This window comes from Maribacter sp. 1_MG-2023, from assembly GCF_030547005.1.
GTDB lineage: Bacteria > Bacteroidota > Bacteroidia > Flavobacteriales > Flavobacteriaceae > Maribacter.
The window spans coordinates 33964-54856 of sequence record NZ_JAUOPN010000011.1 but is presented as its reverse complement, the minus strand read 5'-3'; the positions used below and the strand labels follow the sequence as shown (position 1 = coordinate 54856).

Genomic DNA, 20893 nt, shown 5'->3' with positions numbered 1-20893 from the left:
TTACTTAAATATTAAAAAGAATTTGAAATCAATTTTTAGTTAACCATTTAAATTTTGAATAATACTTAGATTATTGTGTTAATTACTCCATTCATTAAGAAAAAAATCCCTTCAACTGTAACAAACCGTAAATTTAATCATCTTTCAATAAAACCAATCACTTTTTGAGCCAACAAAGAGAACATATTGATGAGCTAGTGCAATTGTGCATGGCCGGTAAACAGAGTGCACAGCTAGAAGTGTACAATAGGTATTACAAGGCTATGTTCAATACATCTCTAAGAATCGTAAAAGACACTGCCCAAGCAGAAGACATTATGCAAGAATCGTTTCTAAGCGCATTTACGAAACTGCATACTTTTAAAGGGGAAGTAACTTTTGGATCTTGGTTGAAGCGCATTGTTATTAACAACAGCATACATCAATATAGAAAGCAACAAAAAAAGAATGAAGTTGCTTTAGATGAGGTATTGTACAAGGTCGAGGATAATGACGGAATTGCATCTGACCATGTGTTTACAGAACTAAAGGCTCAAAAAGTGATGGAAACCATGAAAGATTTAAAAGACAATTACAGAATTTCTTTGACCTTACATCTAATCGAAGGGTTCGATTATGATGAAATTAGTGAAATCATGAACATTAGTTATGCCAATTGCAGAACTACTGTTTCACGAGCTAAAGAAAGTCTTAGAAAAAAATTAATACTCGCAGTCTAATGAAGAAAGATAACATAGAAGAGCTTTTTAATGAGCTACAAGACAAAATAGATTATGCGGAACCCACCAGTGGGCACCAACAGCGGTTTTTAGAAAAATTAAACCAAAGTAAAGGTGTTGCAACACTTGCCCCAAAGAAAAAGAGTCCTTGGATGCTCTTTTTGTCTGTTGCCGCTTCTATTGCTATATTATTATCAGTTGGAATATTTCAACTTAATACTACTAGTAGCATTGGAGATCAGGTTGCCGATATTTCACCTGAAGCCTCTAAGACTCAATTTTATTTCGCGAATTTAATCGAACAGCAAATCAATGAACTGAACTCTGAAAAATCACCAGAGACAGAAAGAATAATTAACGATACCATGACTCAATTGAAAAAGCTTCAATTGAACTACACCAAAATGGAACAGGATCTTTTAAACGGTGGTAATAGCAAACTTATATTAAGTGCTATGATTACTAATTTCCAAACCAGAATAGACCTTTTAAACGAGGTAATGATACAAATTGAAAATATTAAATCAATTAAAAAATCGAATGATGAAAACTATACTATATAAATACACGTGGCTACTTTTACTTGCCTTTACCACTGTAACAACTGCAAATGACACTTCTTTTGATGGCAAGCATACTAAAGAAAAAACCATTAAAAAAGAGTTTAATGTTAATGCTAATGCGCTGCTGAAAATCAACAACTCTTACGGTAATTTAAATATTACTTCCTGGAACGAAAATAGGGTCGTTATCGAAGTTCACATTAAAACCAATGGTAATAACGAAGAAAAGGTTCAGAAAAAACTAGATGAAATATCTATCGATTTTGAAGCCAGTAACGAGCGTGTTTCTGCAGAAACTATATTCAATAAAAATAATAATGGCTGGGGATGGAGCTGGGGAAACAACAACAATGTTAACATGCAGATCAACTACACCATTAAAGTTCCTGTAAAAAACAATGTGGACCTAAGTAATGATTACGGCAATATTACCCTCGATAGAATTGATGGTCATGCTAGAATCAATTGTGACTACGGAAGATTGGATTTAGGAGAACTAAGAGGTCGTAATAATCGTTTAAATTTTGACTACACCTCAAAATCTACAATTGGGTATATCAATAGTGGAGAAATAAGAGCCGACTACTCAGGTTTTACCATAGAAAAAGCTGGTAATCTAGCTATAAACGCAGACTACACCAACGCAAGTATTGGTACTATGGATAATCTTGAATATACAAGCGACTATGGCAATATGGATATCGACGAACTAAAAAGCATTGATGGTAATGGCGATTATATTACTGTAAAATTAGGCACCGTACATGGTGATGTTTCTATTGTCGCTGACTATGGATCAATACGTATAAATGAACTTGCAGCTGATGCCGGTAATGTAAATATTAGAACAGATTATACGGGAATCAAAATTGGATACCATAGCGACTATCATTTCGATTTCGATATTTCGACTAGTTATTCTGGAGTTAGTGGAAAAGACGACTTTACTATTAATATCAGCACAGAAAAATCTTCTGATAAACACTATGAAGGCTTTTATGGCTCTAAAGGAAGTGGAAATAAAATGACACTATCAAGTGACTATGGCGGAATCAGTTTTACCAAAAAATAATCAATCAATCAATCAATTAAATATGAAAATCATGAGAAAATTAAGTGTATTAGTATTTGTGGGCCTATTATCTATATCCTGTTCTGCTCAATGGGGAAAGACCATAAAAGGAAATGGAAATAATGTTTCTATTGAAAGAACCACCGAAGATTATGACGGAGTAGCTGTTTCTGGCTGGTTCGATATCGATTTAGTTGCTGGCAGCGAAGGTGAGATTACTCTTGAAGGCGAAGAGAACCTATTAGAATATATCATTACAGAAGTTAAAGATGGCAAATTGATCATTAAAACAGAGAAAGGTGTCAATCTCAAATCTAGTAATTGGAAATCTGGAATTCACATTACGGTACCTGTAGAATCTATAAGTTCTGTGGCTATGTCTGGATCTGGAGATATCGTTGGAAAGACAAAAATTAAAGCGGAAAAATTCAGTACAGCAATGTCAGGATCTGGTGATATTACCTTAGACATTGAAACAAGCTCTATTTCTGCTACAATGTCTGGTTCTGGTGATATTACTTTAAGCGGAAGTACCACTGATTTTGAAGCAACTATTTCTGGCAGCGGCGATATAGAAGCGTATGACCTTGAAGCTGATAATGTTGAAGCCACTGTTTCTGGTTCTGCAGATATTCAGGTAACAGCAAACAAATCAATTAAAGCACGCGTATCTGGATCAGGTGATATCTCATACAGAGGAAACCCAGAAAAGGTGAATACTAAAACTTCAGGTTCTGGAGACATATCTAAAGGATAACATATAAAATCAAAATAGCGAACAATCAATTCAACGAAGCCTCTTTTATAGAGGCTTTTTTGATTCATCTACCCTAAATAACAATACAATACCGCCTAAAAAGAATACAAATAAAAACAAAATGGCATATCGCATATTACTTACCTGATCTATTATAGCAAAGAGTGCCATACCGATAACAATGCCTATTTTCTCAGCAACGTCATAAAAACTAAAATACGACGTAGTATCCTCTGTTTCGGGTAAAAATTTTGAATATGTAGATCTTCCTAAAGATTGCACTCCGCCCATTACCAAACCAACAAATCCTGCTGCGATGTAAAATTGAGTCGGTGTTACCATAAAATAAGCGTAAATACATAATAACATCCAAATAGCATTTACAGCTATTAAGGTTTTTATATTACCATATTTATCAGATGCCTTAGAGGTGATTATAGCACCAGCTATTGCAACCAATTGAATTACCAATACACTTATAATTAACCCTGTAGTTTTTTCACTTTCCGAAACCCAAGCAATTTCCTTTTCTCCGAAATAAACCGCTACTAGCATAATTGTCTGCACCGCCATACTGAATACAAAAAAGGCATACAGATAGCGCTTTAGTCTTTCATTTTCTTTCAATTGACCCCAAACCACCTTTAACTCTTTAAGACCATTAAAGAGAACGTCGCGAGTAATTTTGTGACCTTTACCTACCCCTTTTGGTAGTACCCAAAATGTATATTGACTAAAAAGCAACCACCATACCCCAACCGTTATAAAAGATATTCTCATCGCTTCTACTTTAGCTGCGTTTAGGGTATCTTCTGTTTCACCAATATCAAATCCGAACCATTCTGGTTTCATAACCATGGCTAAATTCAATAACAACAAAAGAACACTACCAAAATACCCTAAAGAAAATCCTTTTGCGCTAATACTATCTTGCTGATCTTCAAAAGCAATATCAGGTAAATAAGAATTATAAAAAACCAGACTTCCCCAATATCCTATTAATCCCATAAAATAGAACAGAAGACTTATATGAATTTGTTCTAAATCGAACCAATATAAACCCATACAGCCTATACTACCTGTGTAGCAGAAAAACTTCATGAACATTTTCTTATTACCAACATAATCTGCGATGCCCGATAATACGGGTGACAAAAATGCAACAACAAGAAAGGTAAAAGCAGTAACTATTGAAATGAGCACGGTTTGTTTCATATCGAAACCGAATGCCGAAACTAACTCATCTTTAGATGTAAAAAGTGAAGAATAATAGATAGGAAAAATAGAAGAGGCTATAGTTAGTGTATACACTGAATTTGCCCAATCATAAAAGGCCCATGCGTTCAATAATTTTTTACTTCCTTTTGCAACTAGTGTCTTCCCCATATATAAAAATAAAAAGCCGTTCATTTCTGAACGGCTTCAATATACAATAATCTTAAAGGTTTTAGTTAAATTTAGTTACTCCAAATTTAGCTGCTTCTGCCGCGGCATCTGGTGCCCAAACTGTTAGGTTATTTATTCTTGTGTCATTAGAAGGGTGTGTACTCATGAATTCTGGTGGCGCTTCTCCTCCACTGTTTGCCTTCATACGTTTCCATAATTCGGCAGCCTCGTAAGGATCGTAACCTGCAATAGCCATAATCTGTAAACCTATTCTATCGGCTTCTGTCTCATGACCTCTACTAAATGGCAACATACCTAAATACTGCGTACCTACACCATAAGCCTGATTGAACAAACCTAATGTTTGTTGATTTTTAATTGCAACATTACCCGCAACAGCACCTACTTGTTGTAACGTACCTGCACTCATACGTTGTGCACCGTGATCAGCAAGAGCATGAGCTACCTCATGACCCATTACCACTGCAACACCAGTTTCTGTCTGAGTAATTGGTAAAATACCTGTATAAAATACAATTTTACCACCCGGCATACACCAAGCGTTTACAGTTTCATCTTTTACCAAGTTATATTCCCACTTATAGTCTGCTAAGTAACCTGGGTGTCCGTTTGCAGTTAACCAGCGTTCTGCAGCAGAAGAAATACGTTGACCCACTCTAGTAATCATTTGAGAATCTGCTGTACCAGTGACAACATTATTCTCAGTTAAAAAAGTGTCGTATTGCGCAAAGGCAGAAGGGAACACCTGACTATTCGGATAAAAATTCAAAGTTTTCTGACCCGTAAACGGGTTTACTTTACAAGCTGAAACGCCTATAAATACAAATACTATTAATACTAATTTTTTCATATTTTTAATTTTAGTTAATGGTAATAAGCTACAAAGTTATTGTTTTCCTGATAAATGCAATAGCGTAAAGTTTTTGTCTATTCGCAAATCACTGTTTTCGTTAACCGCTATACTATCTAATGCTATTTTTTCATTGTCTATCATAACGCTATCAACCTCAAAAGGAAGTCCATGAAAATTAAGCTTTATCATTTCATATTCGGTATCGAAAGTTCCATCTTTAAATAACTGAATAGTCAATGAATTTTCTTTACCTGTTAACTTATAATTACTCAACGAATACCGCCCTTTCTTATAATCATACCCATCGTCTGAATCTTCATATACCTCAGATGCTTCTGTACCTTCTTTGTAATAAACTTCTAAAACTAATTCTTCTATCTTCTTTTCCCCTACGTATTGTTGAATAGGATATTTCGGAATTATAGCTCCGGCTTTTACAAAAATCGGAAGCATATCGATTTCTGCCGCTACCCATTTTTCTTTACCTCCGACAACATGTTCGTTAGTCCAAAAATCGTACCAATCTCCTCTAGGTATATACATTCTACGTCCTTGCGCATTGGGTTCTTGTATAGGGCAAACCAATATTTTTTCTCCAAAAATAAATTCATCAGTTCTAAAATGTGTCTGATTATCTTCTTGATCATAGAACACTAAAGACTGAATCATAGGTATATTCTCTTTCGTGTATTTATAGAACATGGTGTACAAATACGGTAACAATTGATAGCGTAGATTTATGAACTTTCTAACGATATCTGTTATCTCTGAACCAAATGACCATGGTTCTTGATCACCATGATCTCCACTTGAATGTACTCTACAAAATGGATGAAAAATACCTAATTGCACCCATCTGGCAAATAATTCGCCATCTGGTTGTTCGGCAAATCCGCCAATATCAGAACCTACAAAAGAATAGCCGCTTAAACACATACGCTGTACCTGCACGTTGGCTATCCATAGATGCTCCCAAGTAGCTACATTATCGCCTGTCCAAGTAGAAGAATATCGTTGTGTACCTGCAAATGCCGCTCTTGTTATTACAAATGGTCGTTTTGGATATACATACTTTTTAACACCTTCATAAGTTGCCCTTACCATTTGCATACCGTAAACGTTGTGTGCTTTTCGGTGTGTACATGGGTGTCCGTCGTAATTATGACGGGTATCTAAAGGTGCCGTTTTTGTAGGTACCTCCATAACTGCAGGTTCGTTCATATCATTCCAAACGGCATGAACTCCCAATTCTGACATAAATTCTTTATACAATTCTGCCCACCACTCTCGAACCGCAGGATTAGTGAAATCTGGAAAATTACATTCACCAGGCCACACCTTACCATGCATTAACGGCCCATCTCCCCTTTTACAGAAATAATCGTTTTCTAATGCTTCGTTATATATCCAATAATCACGATCCACTTTTATACCTGGATCAATCATCACTACAGTCTTGAAGCCATCTTCTTCCAATTCTGAAATCATTCTCTTTGGATCAGGAAAGTGCTCTTTATTCCAAGTAAAACACCTAAAGCCATCCATATAATCTATATCTAAATAGATGGCATCGCAAGGTATTTGTAGTCTTCTAAATTCGCTAGTAATATCTTTTACATTACTTTCTGGGTAATAGCTCCATTTCGATTGGTGAAAGCCTAATGCCCACATTGGCGGCAATTCGGGCGTACCGGTAAGACTTGAATATGAGCTCACAACTTTTGACATATCTGGCCCGAAAATGAAGTAATAATTCATTTCGCCACCATCTGCCCAAAAGCTCGTTATATTTCTTCGCTCTTGCGAAAAATCGAAACCTGTTCTAAAACTATTGTCAAAATAAATACCATATGCCTTGCCTTTATTTAAGCCAACGTAAAATGGTATCGCCTTGTAAAGCGGATCTTGCTCTTTTGCAAAAGCAAATTGATCGGTTACCCAATTTTCTACTCTTTTACCCTTAAGGTTACTATGCATGGCTTTATCGCCCATGCCATAAAAACTCTCGCCCGACTGGGTAATTTTACTCAATTTTACAGTATTACCACCATATTCATAGTTTTCTTCCCAATGAAAACCTAATTCATCTTCACTAATGATATTTCCCTCTAAATCTGAAATTTGGGTACGTAACGTCTTTTTATCTACTAAAATACTTAACCGCGCAGTAGCTACAACGTATTCTGTATCATTCTCTACAATTTCTAACTTACTATAACCCATGGTTGCATCTGGGTCAATGGCATATGAAAAATCTGGTTCGAAATTATAGTTGGTAGCATACCTAAAACGAATAATGCTACCTCTTAATATTGTTATTTGTAAAACAACACCGTTGTCTGTTGTGAAGTATAATTTATCTGAGTCTTGTGAAAATTCAACGATATGGTTTGGGTATAAATTACCTTTATACTCAAGCTCTGTATTTGTGATCATGAACTAATAAATTAAAAAATATCAATTATTACTCTCAAAGAAATTCTTTAAAGCAGACTAAAACAAAAACTACTTCAAATTATTTCAGTATTACTATACCTAAAGGCGGAATAGTAATTTCTATAGACTTTTTATGTCCGTGAGCCGGTTTGGTAGACGATTTTATTTTACTATTTAAATTTCCGCCGCCACCATATTTGGCATCATCACTATTTAAAACTTCTATTAATTTTCCTTTTTTAGGATTACCGATTCTATAATTCTCTCTTGGTACTGGCGTAAAATTACACGCTATAATTAAATCGTTCTTTTCATCATGACCTTTGCGTACATAGGTCAATACAGAATTTTCGTGATCGCCATAATCTATCCATTGAAAACCTTCTGGACTAAATTGCTTTTCATATAATGCCGGTGCGCTTTTGTATAGATGATTTAAATCTTTTACAAAGTCTTGAATTCCTTTATGACCATCATACTGCAATAAATGCCAATCTAAACTTTGCTCAAAATTCCACTCTGCCGTTTGACCAAATTCGCCACCCATAAACATTAATTTGGTACCTGGGTGGGTAAACATATACCCGAACAACAATCTTAAATTTGCAAACCGTTGCCATTCATCACCTGGCATTCTATATACTAATGACTGCTTGCCATACACTACCTCATCATGCGAAAAAGGCAACATAAAATTCTCGGTAAAAGCATAGGTCATACTAAATGTTAGATCATTCTGGTGGTGCTTTCTATAAATTGGTTCTTTTTGAAAAAACTGTAATGTATCGTGCATCCAGCCCATCATCCATTTCATACCAAAACCTAAGCCACCATGTTCAACTGGTTTTGAAACCCCTGAAAACGCTGTAGATTCTTCGGCAATAGTCTGTACACCATCGAAACTAGAATATACCGCTTCATTCAGTTCTCGAATAAAAGATATGGCTTCTAAATTCTCATTACTACCATATATATTTGGTTCCCACTCACCATCTTCTCTAGAATAATCTAAATATAACATAGATGCAACGGCGTCTACACGAAGACCATCTACATGAAATTGGTCTAACCAAAATATGGCATTACTTATCAGAAATGCTCTAACCTCATTTCTACCATAATTAAATATCAAACTCTTCCAATCGGTATGGTAGCCCTTTCTTCTATCTGGATGTTCATATAAATTAGAACCATCAAAGAAACCAAGACCATGTGCATCTTCTGGAAAATGAGAAGGTACCCAGTCTAAAATTACTCCTATATCGTTTTGATGGAAAGCGTCTACTAAAAACTTAAATTCTTCAGGAGAACCAAATCTTGATGTTGGCGCAAAATAACCTGTTAATTGGTACCCCCAAGAAGGATCATAAGGATACTCCATGATCGGCATAAATTCTACATGGGTATACCCCATTTCTTTTACATAGTTTACAAGATCTATTGCAAACTCTTTATAGGTTAAAAACTTATTCTCTAAATTTTTCTTCCATGACCCTAAATGCACTTCATAAACGGAGTATGGTTTATCTAATCCGTTTTTATCTTTTCTGTATCCCATCCAAGCATCATCTTTCCAATCATGCTCGGCTTTCCAAACAATAGATGCTGTATTTGGTGGGTGTTCGCAGTACCTTGCAAAAGGATCCGCTTTTTCTGTCCAGATGTCATTATTATTGGACTGTATCTTGTATTTATAAACTTCGCCCTTTCTTATTTTAGGAATAAAACCTTCCCAAATTCCGCTAGAATCCCAACGAACATTCAACTTGTGGTCATCTGAATCCCAAGAATTAAAATTACCAACTACAGAAACAGATTTTGCAGACGGTGCCCAAACGGCAAAGTATGTACCCGCTACACCGTCAACTTCTACCAAATGCGAACCCAACTTTTCATATAGTCGATAATGCTTACCTCCTTTAAAAAGGTCTATGTCAAAATCAGTAAAAAGTGAGTGAACTTGTACGTTAGGCATATAGAGTGTTTATTTTTGTAAAGCTAATCATCTTTTAAAGACGGTCGACTTCAATTCATTTATGTTGAAAATATAGCAGTTAATATCCGATTTAAATATCTAAATACCAAAAATGGAACGCTTTTTGAAACAACTATTCAAAATAAAAACTCAAACCGAAAAAATATAACATTATGAGAAAACTGAATTTATTTATTGGAGCACTTGCAACACTATTTTTTATTTCATGTGAAGGACCACAGGGACCTGCTGGTTTTGATGGATTTGATGGTGAAAGAGGTCCTGCCGGACAAGATGGCGTAGATGCAATTCAAGCACAGGTGTTTGAATTAGAAGGGGTTAATTTCACTTATAATGCCACTGATAATCTTTATGATAATTTGATTACATTTTCAGATTTTACCAGTTTTGAGACTTTTAAAGAAGATGTGGTTTTAATTTATCGATATGATGGACCGGTGGAATTTGGTGACGGAGCTGTAGAAGATTCATGGGGACTCTTACCTCAAAATTATTTTTTTGATGAAGGAATAATACAATATGTTTTTTCACATACTTTATTTGACACACAAGTTTTCATTGATGGCAATTTCGACTTAAGTACTTTAGATACAGATTATACGGATAATCAAATTTTACGTGTAGTTATTATTCCTGGAGAAATAGCAACAACCGGTAAGTTAGACACCTCTAACATCAATTCTGTAATGGCACATTTAGGTATCACGGAAGATAGCATTCAAAAAGTAAAATTAGATTAACACCCCATGTAGTTAACCTATTTAATCTAAAGCCTTTGAATGATAATCAAAGGCTTTTTTTATTTACTTTGTTTAGAACTTTAACCTAAAATGTTACGTAGATACAGTACATTGAAAGGAATGTATAATTTTATCGACAGAACTAAAAAATTGAAAAGATGAAAATAAATATTGTAATTGCACTACTCATACTTTTTGTAAGCTGTAAAGGCACTTCTCAAGAAAAAGAGATGGCTACTAGCTCAAAAACTTATGAGAAAAAAGAATTCGCCGTTCAAAAAACGAATAGCGAATGGAAAAAGGAGTTGACCGATTCTCAATATTACGTACTTCGTGAAGCCGCTACTGAAAACCCATTTACTAGCGAACTATTAAAAAATAAAGAAAAAGGTACATACGTTTGTGCTGCATGTGCTACTCCCCTATTTAAAAGTTATACCAAATTCGATTCTGGTACAGGGTGGCCTAGTTTCTATGAAGAAATTGAAGGTAATGTAGCTTATGATGTAGATTATAAAATTGGTTATAAAAGAACCGAAGAGCATTGTGCCACATGTGGCGGACATTTAGGTCATGTTTTTGAAGATGGACCAGACCCAACCGGTTTGCGCCATTGTGTTAACGGTGTTGCACTAAATTTTGTGCCTGCCAAATAACATTTAAATTAGAATTTATAATTGCAAGAGGTCTTTTTAGACCTCTTCTTTTTTTCTATAAGACTCATACTAAAGCAGCTAGGTGAATTTCTTAAATATCACAATTTCATATTAAAGGTCATATTTTAAAAACCTACAATTAATTTCAATAAGGTTTTGTATTTTTGCAGCTCAATTCAATCTACAAAAAATCAAAATATGAGCACTTTCGATATTATTGTTTTAGGTAGTGGTCCTGGTGGATATGTAACCGCTATTAGGGCTGCACAATTAGGGTTTAAGACTGCCATTATTGAAAAAGAAAGTTTAGGAGGTGTTTGCTTAAATTGGGGTTGTATACCTACTAAAGCATTGTTGAAATCTGCACAAGTATTTGAATACTTGAAACATGCAGAAGATTATGGTTTAAAAATTAATGGTGCCGATAAAGATTTTGATGCCGTAGTAAAAAGAAGCCGTGGCGTTGCCGAAGGAATGAGCAAAGGTGTTCAATTCTTGATGAAAAAGAATAAAATAGCAGTTATTAAAGGTTACGGAACATTAAAAGCCGGAAAGAAAGTTTCTGTTAAGGCCGAAGATGGTTCTACCACCGAATACAGTGCAAACAATATTATCATTGCTACAGGTGCAAGAAGTCGCGAACTACCTAGCTTACCACAAGATGGTAAGAAAATTATTGGGTACAGACAAGCAATGACCTTAGAAAAACAACCTAAGAAAATGATTGTTGTTGGTAGTGGTGCCATTGGTATCGAGTTCGCTTACTTCTACAACTCCATGGGAACTGAGGTTACCGTTGTTGAATATTTACCGAATATAGTACCAGTTGAAGATGAAGACGTTTCTAAACAATTAGAAAGAAGCTTCAAAAAAGCGGGTGTTAAAATTATGACATCTGCAGAAGTTACTTCTGTCGACACTTCTGGCGGTGGTGTAAAAGCTACCGTAAAAACCGCTAAAGGCGAACAAGTTTTAGAAGCTGATATCGTATTATCTGCTGTTGGTATTAAAACCAATATTGAAAATATAGGATTAGAAGATGTTGGTATCGCTACCGACAGAGATAAGATTTTGGTTAATGATTATTACCAAACGAACATACCAGGATATTTCGCGATTGGTGATGTTACACCGGGTCCAGCACTTGCCCACGTTGCATCTGCAGAAGGTATTTTATGTGTAGAGAAATTAGCAGAAATGCATGTTGAGCCTCTAGATTATGGTAACATACCAGGTTGTACATACTGTTCTCCTGAAATCGCTTCTGTTGGTTTAACCGAAAAACAAGCTAGAGAAAAAGGTATCGACATTAAAGTTGGTAAATTTCCTTTCTCTGCAAGTGGTAAAGCACAAGCTTCTGGTGCATCTGAAGGATTCGTTAAAGTTATATATGATGCCAAGTACGGCGAATGGTTAGGTTGCCATATGATTGGTGCAGGTGTTACAGATATGATTGCTGAAGCGGTTCTTGGTCGTAAACTAGAAACTACTGGTCATGAAGTATTAAAAGCTATTCACCCACACCCAACCATGAGCGAAGCTGTTATGGAAGCTACTGCAGCAGCTTATGACGAGGTAATTCACTTATAATTAAATACAAAATAGTATAGCATGTTAAAATTATTTCGAGCAACGGCAATTTTAGAAGGAATCTCCTATTTGGCGTTGTTCGGGGTAACCATGCCATTAAAATATTGGGCAGAAATACCAGAACCAAATAAATTGGTCGGCTACGCTCACGGTTTCTTGTTCATCGCCTTTATAGCTCTCACACTTATAGTAGGCTTTAAACACAAATGGAGCTTTAAAAAAGTCTTTATTTTTGGTATAGCCTCCCTTCTACCCTTTGCTACATTTTACGTAGAAGAGAAATATTTAAGAACAGAAGATAACGGTTAAGGCAAATTTATCTCGAACACCTTTAGTTCATAAATATATAAATCAAGAACTTATTCTTAATTAAACACTGGTATTCATACCTAAAAAAGTGTCCTGAGTAAATCAAAATGGTTTTATTTTTTTAAAACAAAAAGCTCGCGATAGCAAGATCATAGCTTTTTAAACCAAAACCAAGTATAACACCATTTGCAGCAGGCGATATATAAGATACATGCCTATATTCTTCGCGCTGGTGGGTATTTGATATATGAACTTCAATTACGGGAGTTTCTACCGCTTTTACAGCATCACCAATACCCACAGAAGTATGTGTATAAGCTGCTGCATTGAGCACAATACCATCATATGAAAAGCCTGTATCTTGAATTTTAGAAATTAGCTCACCCTCAATATTCGATTGAAAATATTCTAATTCAACATCTTTAAATTTGAATTGTAATTTTGAAAAGTAATCTTCAAAAGTTTCAGAACCGTAAACGTCTGGCTCCCTTTTTCCTAATAGATTTAGGTTGGGACCATTTATAATGATAATCTTCATACATCAAAAATAATGAATGTTACTTTACAATGAATTAGAAATGTTTGTCGTTAACAATACTTAAATAAAGTAAAGTCTAGCGACGGGTTCTGTACTTTGGCTCGAAATTATAAACGATACCCAATGTCAAAGTTGACCAAGTAGTTTCTTCGATATCTATACCTGTATAAGAAAAATTAACCTCAACACTTGAACTCATTAAATAAGCAATTGTAGGTCTGTAATACAAACCGCCTTCATTACCATCACTTAAACCCATCGCATAACCTATATTTCCACCAAATGAGAAATCATTTGATGTCCAAAAACGAACGCCTGCAGACAACGGCAAAAACTGAATAGATTCTTGTTCTTCTCTAATAATCGTTGTTTGAAAGGTTTCTGCAAAACCATGTATAAAACCTACTGCCGGCCCCACATCCACTACTTCACCTAAAGGATACATGTATGAGAAATCTGCTCCAAGCACAATACTTACAGCTTCGTTATAATCATCTAGTGGAATACCTCCTTGTATACCAAATTTGAAGCCTTCTTGAGCGAAAATTCCGGTTGAAAGACATAATGCAAATAATAAAATGAAATACTTATTCATGGTTTGGTCGGTTTATTTCTTACAAAAATAGAAGTAAGACTAAGCTTAAAAGCATCTTTGTTGTGAATACCATTAAAGTAGTGGTACAACTAACTTTTAGATAGGTCATATTAATTTACTGCATCTAAATACAACCCACATTACTACATTATCATATTCATAATTAATGGATTCTTTATCTTTAAACCATGAATTGGAAACATGCATTAAAAGATTACACAGTATATCTTAAGCTTGAACGAGGGTTATCAAAAAACTCTATACAGAGTTATACTATGGATATCGAGAAATTGATGACTTTTCTTGATAACCATGCCATTACTACCACCCCAATACTTATTGACAAAAACACGGTTCAGCAATTCATCTATGAAATTGCCAAAGTGGTCAACCCTAGATCACAAGCACGAATTATATCGGGACTCAAAAGTTTTTTCAACTATTTAATATTTGAAGATTACAGAAAAGACAATCCCTTAGATTTAATCGAATCTCCGAAGATTGGACGAAAACTACCTGATACACTTTCTGAAAATGAAATAGACAAATTAATCGGCGCCATAGATTTGAGTTCTGCAGAAGGAGAACGTAACCGCGCTATGCTAGAAACTTTATATGGCTGCGGATTAAGAGTATCTGAACTTATCGGATTAAAAATATCTGATCTTTTTTTTGAGGAAGATTTTATAAAGGTAACCGGCAAAGGAGACAAACAACGCTTTGTACCCATTAGCACTGTAAACAAGACATACATTGATATTTATAGAAATGAAATTAGGGTACATTTAAATATTCAAGAAGGTTTTCAAGATATCCTATTTCTTAATCGACGTGGTAAGCAACTTACCCGAGCTATGATATTTACTATAGTAAAAAACTTAGCTGTAACCATCGGATTGCAGAAAAGTATAAGTCCGCATACATTTAGGCATTCTTTTGCTACTCATTTACTTGAAAATGGTGCTGATTTACGATCTATTCAACAAATGCTTGGGCATGAAAGTATTACTACCACAGAAATATACATGCATGTAGACCGATCTCACTTAGCTGAAGTCATGAATACGTATCACCCTAGAAAGAGTCATTAAAATTTCCACTTACTACCTAATGTAAGTGCAGCGGGCATTACTACGTGCTTTTCACCAAATGCACCCATACTCGGATTATTCATTTGAATATTAGCCTTCAACTCAATCATTAAATTAGGATCGACATCATATCCTATCCCAGTAACAAAACCAATACGATATGGTGTTTGTCCAACACCTGCATTTTCTGTAGCTATCTCTGCTTCTACCCCACCAAGTAAATATAATCGTTCATTCAAGTACACTTTAGCTAATACACTGGATCTAAATCTTTCACTTAAAATATACGTATCATAAAAACCTTGAAGTTCTAATTGTAACGATTTTGAAACTCCGTATTGCACCATAAAAGACTTATGAACATCACCAATTGCAGAAGTAGGATATGCGTGCCCGGTTATAAACAATCCGTTTAATGAAGAAGGTAGGTTTGATACTGGTGGTTCTTCTATTGTCTGCCCTCTAGTAGTAATTACGAAAAAGAAAAGAAAAGAACTTATCAGAACTTTCATAGGTAAAATATCGTTTATTGATATAAATTCCTACAAAAGATATTCTAAAAATAAGAACCACCGAAATACTTTGCAAAAATTTAACTGCCAAGTATTTAGAACGCTTTAATTATAAATACCTAAATTGAAGTATTCTTAATCTTTAAACTGACTGTAATCTCTTTTAAATGGACGGATGATTAATCGTGCTTCACGATCAAATCGAATATAGTTATATACCCAATTGATAAATACTACCATTCTATTTCTAAAACCGATTAAGAAAAACAGGTGTACGAACATCCAAACGAACCAAGCAAAAATACCCTGAAATCTGAATTTCTTAATATCACAGACCGCTTTATTTCTACCAATAGTTGCCATGCTACCTTTATCATTATAGACAAATGGCTTCATGGGCTTATTTTCCAATAAATTTACTAAATTTTCACCCAGTAGTTTACCCTGCTGTATTGCAGGTTGTGCTACCATTGGGTGCCCACGAGGATTATCTGGAGTAGCCATACACGCAATATCGCCTATTGCAAATATAAAAGGATGACCTATTACCTGATTGAATTCATTGACATTTATTCTATTGCCACCAACAATTACGCCTTCAGCATCTAAACCTTTAATACCGGCACCTTTTACCCCGGCAGCCCAAACCACAGTAGCTGCATCGAATTTTAAATCTGTTTTTGTTGTAACCGTTTTACCATTATACCCGGTAACCCGAACTCCTTTCCAAACTTGGACACCTAACTTTTCTAAGAAATCTTCAGCCTTTTTTGATGCTTGCGCACTAAAGCCCGGAAGTAAACAATCGCCACCTTGTACAAGATTAATCTGTGCTCTTCTAGTATCTAAATCTGGGTAATCTTTTGGTAAAATACCTTTCTTAATTTCTGCCAAAGCACCAGACAACTCTACCCCTGTTGGTCCACCACCTACAATTACGAAATTCATCAAAGCATCTCTTTCATGATAATCATCTGTAAGAAGGGCCTGCTCAAAGTTCTCTAAAATTAAACTACGCAGATTTAATGATTGCGGAATCGACTTCATAGACATCGCGTTCTTTTCTATCTCCTCATTTCCAAAGAAATTAGTTTCAGAACCTGTTGCGACTACTAAATAATCAAAACTTATATCTCCAATATTTGTATTCAACTTTTTACCGTTAGTATCTATATGCTCAACTTCAGCTAAGCGGAAATAAAAATTATCATACCCTATTAAAACTTTACGTAGCGGGTATGCTATAGAATCTGGTTCAAGACCACCTGTAGATACTTGATATAATAAGGGTTGAAAAGTATGGTAATTGTTCTTATCGATAAGAACTACCTGTACTTCTTGCTTACTCAATTTTTTAGCCAGAGAGACTCCGCCAAAACCACCACCTATAATTACAATTCTAGGATAGCTCGAAAGTGGTATGTTCATAGTATGAATACTTAAATGCGAAATTAAACAAATGGATTTCTACTTTAAAATAATTATGTGTTTTCAGTATCTTTAAGGTCTAACTCAAACAAACAACAAAATGCGTAAAACCCTTATTTTATTAGCAGTACTCGGTACTTCCTTTTATTCGATGAATGCTCAAAAGAGCGAAAAAGACATTATTAAAAATTTAGAGCAAAAAAGTGCCGATTACGGAATTATAGCTCAAAATATTTGGGAGTTCGCAGAAATGGGATATCAAGAAGAACAAAGTTCTGGTCTTCTGCAACAGACATTAAAAGATGCTGGTTTCACCATTAAAAAAGGTGTTGCAGACATACCAACAGCTTTCATTGCAGAATATGGTAGTGGAAGCCCGGTAATTGCCATTATGGGTGAATTTGATGCCTTACCTGGTCTTTCTCAAAAAGCGGTCTCTGAAAAAGAATCTGCTGGCGCAGCTGCAGGTCACGCATGCGGACACCATTTATTTGGTACAGCTTCTACAGCTGCTGCAATTTCAACAAAAGAATGGTTAGAGGCAAACAAATCTAAAGGCACTATTCGTTTCTACGGCACACCCGCAGAAGAAGGTGGTTCTGGTAAAGTTTATATGGTTCGTGAAGGACTTTTTAATGATGTTGATATTGCCTTACACTGGCACCCAGGAGCTCAAAATGCTGCAAGTGCTGGCGCGGCCTTAGCAAATAAATCTGCTAAATTTAGATTTCATGGTATTTCTGCACATGCAGCTGCTTCGCCAGACAAAGGTCGTTCTGCTTTAGATGGTGTTGAAGCTATGGATATGATGATCAATATGATGCGTGAGCACATACCTCAAGAAGCCAGAATTCATTATGTAATTACAGATGGTGGTAAAGCACCGAACGTTATTCCTGATTTTGCAGAAGTGTATTACTATGCTCGCCATAATAGACGCGACGTAGTTATTGAAATTTTTGACCGTATGGTAAAAGCTGCCGAAGGTGCTGCTTTAGGCACAGGTACAACGATGGATTATGAAATGATCGGTGGTACGCATGAGTTACTACCAAATCTTACTTTACAGAAAGTGATGCATGAAAACCTATCTGAAGTTGGCGGAATGGAATATACAGCAAAAGAAAAGGCTTTTGCCGATAAAATTGCAAAAACATTAGGTCAAGAAAAAGCAGATCTTGCTACTGCAAAAAATGTACAACCGTACAAGACCGAAGCTAAAGCATTTGGTTCTACCGATGTTGGTGATGTTAGCTTCACCGTACCAACAGTTGGCTTTAGCGCTGCTACTTGGGTGCCAGGTACACCGGCGCATAGCTGGCAAGCAGTTGCTGCGGGCGGAACTTCTATTGGCAATAAAGGGATGATGATTGCCGCAAAAACATTAACAATGACTGCAATAGATTTGTTCAAGGATAAAAAACTGATTGAAACTGCAAAGAAAGAATTCATTGAAAAAAGAGGTGCACATTTTAAATACATTCCTCTTTTAGGGGATAGAGCACCTGCTTTAGATTACAGAAAATAGTCATAGATTACTATAGATTAAAAAGTGCCAAAGTATACTTTGGCACTTTTTTTTTATGTATTTGTAGATTTATTGTAACAAAAGAAACTATTGATAGACTAACGTGATAAGAATAACCAACCAATAGTGAATAAAGAACTTGAACACAAATTTGTGACCGAGCTGCAGGACAATCAAAATATTGTCCATAAAGTGTGTACCCTATATACAAATGACCGCGACTCTCACAACGATTTGTTTCAAGAAATAACTATTCAATTATGGAAAGCTTATCCCAAATTTAGGGGTGAAGCTAAGTTTAGCACGTGGATGTATCGTGTGGCATTGAACACCGCCATCACCTTATATCGAAAAAATAAAAGAAGAATTGATACTGCTGATTATGAGTCTATAATTTTTAAAATCAAGGCAGATGAGTATGATGAAACCGAAGAATTGCAATTGAAGTTGATGTACAAAGCGGTAAAGCAGTTGAATGATGTTGACAAAGCATTGGTTTTTTTATATCTGGAGGATAAAAATTACACTGAAATCTCAGAAACTTTGGGAATTACCGAAGTAAATGCACGAGTGAAGATGAATCGTATCAAAACAAAATTAAGAACCATTTTGAATCCATAAGCATATGACGGACGAACTGGAATTATTAAAGAAAGACTGGCAGAAGAAGGAATTTAATGTTCCTAAACTGAGCTATGAAGATATTCACAAAATGATATGGAAGAAATCTTCCTCTATTGTTAAATGGATATTGATTATTAGTATTTTAGAATTCACCTTACCCCATCTTTTGTACCTATTACCTTCTATGCGTGAAGGAATGGAAATCTATGATAAAATTGGCGTATCTAAATACCTACTGATTATTTCTGTATTTACGTATGCAGTTGCATTTTACTTTATATTTCAATTCTATAAACGATTTAAAGAAATATCAGTTTTAGATAATTCTAAAAACTTGATGAAGAAAATTATAAAGACAAGAAAAACAGTAAAGCACTACGTCATTTTTTCATTATCAATGATAATGGTTACCATTATCATTATGATAATCGGTGTTTATTTGAACGATAATATTATTTCAGCTTTCCCTGAATTAAAAGGTAGTCTAGAAAACATATCACAAGAAAAGTTGAAAATCACCGTAATGCTATCCATTGGTATTTTTGGAGTAATCTTAACTTTATTAATGGGAGTAATTTACTTTTTACTTTACGGTCTACTACTAAGAAAACTAAAGAAAAATTATAGTGAATTAAGGCACTTAGCAGTTTAAGAATTTCTCCACTTACGCTGCTTGTTTTCCTCTTCTACAGCCATTAAATCTTTTTTAGATATAACCTTTAAAAATGATGGATGTTGCTCTATGGCGTATTCTAACTTTTCAATTATAGATTCAGAAGATTCATTCTCATAATCTATTTGTAATGGCTCTTTAATAACCATAGATTGAAGAATTCCTTTTTTCTTGACACGTAGTCCTTTTTTATCAAAAGAACGTCTAAAGCCATCAATTACTACAGGTACAACTACTGGTTTGTATTTTTTAATAATATGTGCCGTACCCTTTCTTAAAGGTTTCCATGGTGTCGTCGTGCCTTGAGGAAAAGTAATAACCCAACCATCGTTTAAAGCTAAACCAATGCTAGAGATATCGCTCATTTTTACTTGACGCTTTACATCTTTACCTTCAGAACGCCATGTTCTCTCTACACTTACAGAACCTGCATAGGCCATAATTTTCGTCAACAGACTTTTTCTCATGGTTTCTGCAGCCGCAACATAATACATGTTCAATTTAGGCTGCCATATATAACCTAAGTTCTTTATAGAATCTTCTCTGCCACTTAAGCTAGCATTGAATACATGAAACATAGCCACTACATCAGCAAAGTAAGTTTGATGGTTACTTACAAATAGTACATTTCTATCTGGCAGGCTTCTAATAATATCAGAGCCTTCAATTTCTAACGTATTAAATCCTTTATAGCGCTGATGCGAAAGCAAGGCCAAAATACGAATTAGCCATTTTTTAATATATACATTATGCCCGAAAGGGTTTTTATCGAATAATCCCATAGAATGCTAAAATAAATAAATATG

21 protein-coding genes are annotated in these 20893 nt (G+C 35.1%); 12 read left to right on the top strand and 9 right to left on the bottom strand.

Annotated features, from left to right (window positions below; all coding sequences use genetic code 11):
* Nucleotides 1-164 precede the first annotated feature (164 nt).
* From Q4500_RS13010 to Q4500_RS12995, 4 genes are read left to right on the top strand one after another with little or no spacing between them, the layout of a single operon-like run.
* Nucleotides 165-719 carry an RNA polymerase sigma factor gene (locus tag Q4500_RS13010; protein WP_073245660.1) on the top strand — a complete coding sequence of 185 codons (555 nt, stop codon included), beginning with the start codon at nt 165-167 and terminating at the stop codon, nt 717-719.
* A complete protein-coding gene (locus Q4500_RS13005; protein WP_303600083.1) occupies nt 719-1282 on the top strand; it encodes a hypothetical protein in 564 nt (187 codons plus the stop codon). Before Q4500_RS13010 ends, Q4500_RS13005 begins: the two co-directional genes overlap by 1 nt.
* The gene (locus Q4500_RS13000; protein WP_303600082.1) at nt 1263-2354 is read left to right on the top strand and encodes a hypothetical protein; all 1092 of its coding nucleotides are present in this window, start codon (nt 1263-1265) and stop codon (nt 2352-2354) included. Before Q4500_RS13005 ends, Q4500_RS13000 begins: the two co-directional genes overlap by 20 nt.
* Before the next feature lie 31 nt (nt 2355-2385).
* Nucleotides 2386-3111 carry a head GIN domain-containing protein gene (locus tag Q4500_RS12995; RefSeq protein ID WP_303600081.1) on the top strand — a complete coding sequence of 242 codons (726 nt, stop codon included), beginning with the start codon at nt 2386-2388 and terminating at the stop codon, nt 3109-3111.
* Nucleotides 3112-3156: 45 nt separating this feature from the next.
* On the opposite strand, the gene Q4500_RS12990 is transcribed toward Q4500_RS12995, so the two are convergent.
* From Q4500_RS12990 to glgB, 4 genes are all read right to left on the bottom strand, one after another.
* Nucleotides 3157-4497 (bottom strand): MFS transporter, encoded by a 1341-nt coding sequence (locus Q4500_RS12990; protein ID WP_303600080.1) that lies wholly within the window; start codon nt 4495-4497, stop codon nt 3157-3159.
* Nucleotides 4498-4558: 61 nt separating this feature from the next.
* A complete protein-coding gene (locus Q4500_RS12985; protein ID WP_303600079.1) occupies nt 4559-5368 on the bottom strand; it encodes a M48 family metallopeptidase in 810 nt (269 codons plus the stop codon).
* A 36-nt stretch (nt 5369-5404) separates the two neighbouring features.
* Nucleotides 5405-7807 carry a glycoside hydrolase family 31 protein gene (locus Q4500_RS12980; protein ID WP_303600078.1) on the bottom strand — a complete coding sequence of 801 codons (2403 nt, stop codon included), beginning with the start codon at nt 7805-7807 and terminating at the stop codon, nt 5405-5407.
* 79 nt (nt 7808-7886) lie between these two features.
* Nucleotides 7887-9782: a 1,4-alpha-glucan branching protein GlgB gene (glgB, locus tag Q4500_RS12975; RefSeq protein WP_303600077.1), complete on the bottom strand. Its 1896-nt coding sequence runs from the start codon at nt 9780-9782 to the stop codon at nt 7887-7889.
* 173 nt (nt 9783-9955) lie between these two features.
* On the opposite strand from glgB, the gene Q4500_RS12970 reads away from it, so the two are divergent.
* The 4 genes from Q4500_RS12970 to Q4500_RS12955 all read left to right on the top strand — a co-directional run bounded on the left by Q4500_RS12970 (nt 9956) and on the right by Q4500_RS12955 (nt 13098).
* A complete protein-coding gene (locus tag Q4500_RS12970; RefSeq protein WP_303600076.1) occupies nt 9956-10543 on the top strand; it encodes a collagen-like protein in 588 nt (195 codons plus the stop codon).
* A gap of 158 nt (nt 10544-10701) precedes the next feature.
* The gene (gene msrB / locus Q4500_RS12965) at nt 10702-11199 is read left to right on the top strand and encodes a peptide-methionine (R)-S-oxide reductase MsrB (RefSeq protein WP_303600075.1); all 498 of its coding nucleotides are present in this window, start codon (nt 10702-10704) and stop codon (nt 11197-11199) included.
* Between the two features lie 198 nt (nt 11200-11397).
* A complete protein-coding gene (lpdA, locus tag Q4500_RS12960) occupies nt 11398-12789 on the top strand; it encodes a dihydrolipoyl dehydrogenase (RefSeq protein WP_303600074.1) in 1392 nt (463 codons plus the stop codon).
* A 21-nt stretch (nt 12790-12810) separates the two neighbouring features.
* Nucleotides 12811-13098, top strand: coding sequence for a DUF3817 domain-containing protein (locus Q4500_RS12955; protein ID WP_303600073.1), 288 nt, complete (start codon nt 12811-12813; stop codon nt 13096-13098).
* Nucleotides 13099-13219: 121 nt separating this feature from the next.
* Here Q4500_RS12955 and aroQ read toward each other — a convergent pair whose 3' ends face one another.
* On the bottom strand, nt 13220-13636 hold the full coding sequence (gene aroQ / locus Q4500_RS12950) for a type II 3-dehydroquinate dehydratase (protein WP_303600072.1): 417 nt from the start codon (nt 13634-13636) through the stop codon (nt 13220-13222).
* A 76-nt stretch (nt 13637-13712) separates the two neighbouring features.
* On the bottom strand, nt 13713-14231 hold the full coding sequence (locus Q4500_RS12945; RefSeq protein ID WP_303600071.1) for an outer membrane beta-barrel protein: 519 nt from the start codon (nt 14229-14231) through the stop codon (nt 13713-13715).
* A gap of 188 nt (nt 14232-14419) precedes the next feature.
* Here Q4500_RS12945 and xerD point away from each other — a divergent pair, with 188 nt between their 5' ends.
* Nucleotides 14420-15322, top strand: coding sequence for a site-specific tyrosine recombinase XerD (gene xerD / locus Q4500_RS12940; RefSeq protein ID WP_303600070.1), 903 nt, complete (start codon nt 14420-14422; stop codon nt 15320-15322).
* Here the strand turns inward: xerD and Q4500_RS12935 are convergent.
* Nucleotides 15319-15834, bottom strand: coding sequence for a hypothetical protein (locus Q4500_RS12935; RefSeq protein ID WP_303600069.1), 516 nt, complete (start codon nt 15832-15834; stop codon nt 15319-15321). The two genes, xerD and Q4500_RS12935, sit on opposite strands and share 4 nt — an antisense overlap.
* Before the next feature lie 135 nt (nt 15835-15969).
* Nucleotides 15970-17262 carry an NAD(P)/FAD-dependent oxidoreductase gene (locus Q4500_RS12930; protein WP_303600068.1) on the bottom strand — a complete coding sequence of 431 codons (1293 nt, stop codon included), beginning with the start codon at nt 17260-17262 and terminating at the stop codon, nt 15970-15972.
* A 100-nt stretch (nt 17263-17362) separates the two neighbouring features.
* Here Q4500_RS12930 and Q4500_RS12925 point away from each other — a divergent pair, with 100 nt between their 5' ends.
* The 3 genes from Q4500_RS12925 to Q4500_RS12915 all read left to right on the top strand — a co-directional run bounded on the left by Q4500_RS12925 (nt 17363) and on the right by Q4500_RS12915 (nt 20066).
* Nucleotides 17363-18790, top strand: a complete 1428-nt coding sequence (locus Q4500_RS12925; RefSeq protein WP_303600067.1) for an amidohydrolase — start codon at nt 17363-17365, stop codon at nt 18788-18790.
* A gap of 126 nt (nt 18791-18916) precedes the next feature.
* On the top strand, nt 18917-19411 hold the full coding sequence (locus Q4500_RS12920; protein ID WP_073245699.1) for an RNA polymerase sigma factor: 495 nt from the start codon (nt 18917-18919) through the stop codon (nt 19409-19411).
* 4 nt (nt 19412-19415) lie between these two features.
* The gene (locus Q4500_RS12915; RefSeq protein WP_303600066.1) at nt 19416-20066 is read left to right on the top strand and encodes a hypothetical protein; all 651 of its coding nucleotides are present in this window, start codon (nt 19416-19418) and stop codon (nt 20064-20066) included.
* Here the strand turns inward: Q4500_RS12915 and Q4500_RS12910 are convergent.
* A complete protein-coding gene (locus Q4500_RS12910; protein ID WP_303600065.1) occupies nt 20063-20869 on the bottom strand; it encodes a 1-acyl-sn-glycerol-3-phosphate acyltransferase in 807 nt (268 codons plus the stop codon). The two genes, Q4500_RS12915 and Q4500_RS12910, sit on opposite strands and share 4 nt — an antisense overlap.
* Nucleotides 20870-20893: the final 24 nt, after the last annotated feature.

Excerpts from the sequence above, each read along its gene's own strand:
- Q4500_RS12955 (WP_303600073.1), top strand. The coding sequence starts at position 12,811 with ATGTTAAAATTATTTCGAGCAACGGCAATTTTAGAAGGAATCTCCTAT.
- Q4500_RS13000 (WP_303600082.1), top strand. The coding sequence starts at position 1,263 with ATGAAAACTATACTATATAAATACACGTGGCTACTTTTACTTGCCTTT.
- Q4500_RS12925 (WP_303600067.1), top strand. The coding sequence starts at position 17,363 with ATGCGTAAAACCCTTATTTTATTAGCAGTACTCGGTACTTCCTTTTAT.
- Q4500_RS12990 (WP_303600080.1), bottom strand. The coding sequence starts at position 4,497 with ATGGGGAAGACACTAGTTGCAAAAGGAAGTAAAAAATTATTGAACGCA.
- Q4500_RS12995 (WP_303600081.1), top strand. The coding sequence starts at position 2,386 with ATGAGAAAATTAAGTGTATTAGTATTTGTGGGCCTATTATCTATATCC.
- lpdA (WP_303600074.1), top strand. The coding sequence starts at position 11,398 with ATGAGCACTTTCGATATTATTGTTTTAGGTAGTGGTCCTGGTGGATAT.
- Q4500_RS12945 (WP_303600071.1), bottom strand. The coding sequence starts at position 14,231 with ATGAATAAGTATTTCATTTTATTATTTGCATTATGTCTTTCAACCGGA.
- aroQ (WP_303600072.1), bottom strand. The coding sequence starts at position 13,636 with ATGAAGATTATCATTATAAATGGTCCCAACCTAAATCTATTAGGAAAA.
- glgB (WP_303600077.1), bottom strand. The coding sequence starts at position 9,782 with ATGCCTAACGTACAAGTTCACTCACTTTTTACTGATTTTGACATAGAC.
- Q4500_RS13005 (WP_303600083.1), top strand. The coding sequence starts at position 719 with ATGAAGAAAGATAACATAGAAGAGCTTTTTAATGAGCTACAAGACAAA.
- Q4500_RS12930 (WP_303600068.1), bottom strand. The coding sequence starts at position 17,262 with ATGAACATACCACTTTCGAGCTATCCTAGAATTGTAATTATAGGTGGT.
- Q4500_RS12980 (WP_303600078.1), bottom strand. The coding sequence starts at position 7,807 with ATGATCACAAATACAGAGCTTGAGTATAAAGGTAATTTATACCCAAAC.
- Q4500_RS12935 (WP_303600069.1), bottom strand. The coding sequence starts at position 15,834 with ATGAAAGTTCTGATAAGTTCTTTTCTTTTCTTTTTCGTAATTACTACT.
- msrB (WP_303600075.1), top strand. The coding sequence starts at position 10,702 with ATGAAAATAAATATTGTAATTGCACTACTCATACTTTTTGTAAGCTGT.
- Q4500_RS12915 (WP_303600066.1), top strand. The coding sequence starts at position 19,416 with ATGACGGACGAACTGGAATTATTAAAGAAAGACTGGCAGAAGAAGGAA.
- xerD (WP_303600070.1), top strand. The coding sequence starts at position 14,420 with ATGAATTGGAAACATGCATTAAAAGATTACACAGTATATCTTAAGCTT.
- Q4500_RS12970 (WP_303600076.1), top strand. The coding sequence starts at position 9,956 with ATGAGAAAACTGAATTTATTTATTGGAGCACTTGCAACACTATTTTTT.
- Q4500_RS12910 (WP_303600065.1), bottom strand. The coding sequence starts at position 20,869 with ATGGGATTATTCGATAAAAACCCTTTCGGGCATAATGTATATATTAAA.
- Q4500_RS12985 (WP_303600079.1), bottom strand. The coding sequence starts at position 5,368 with ATGAAAAAATTAGTATTAATAGTATTTGTATTTATAGGCGTTTCAGCT.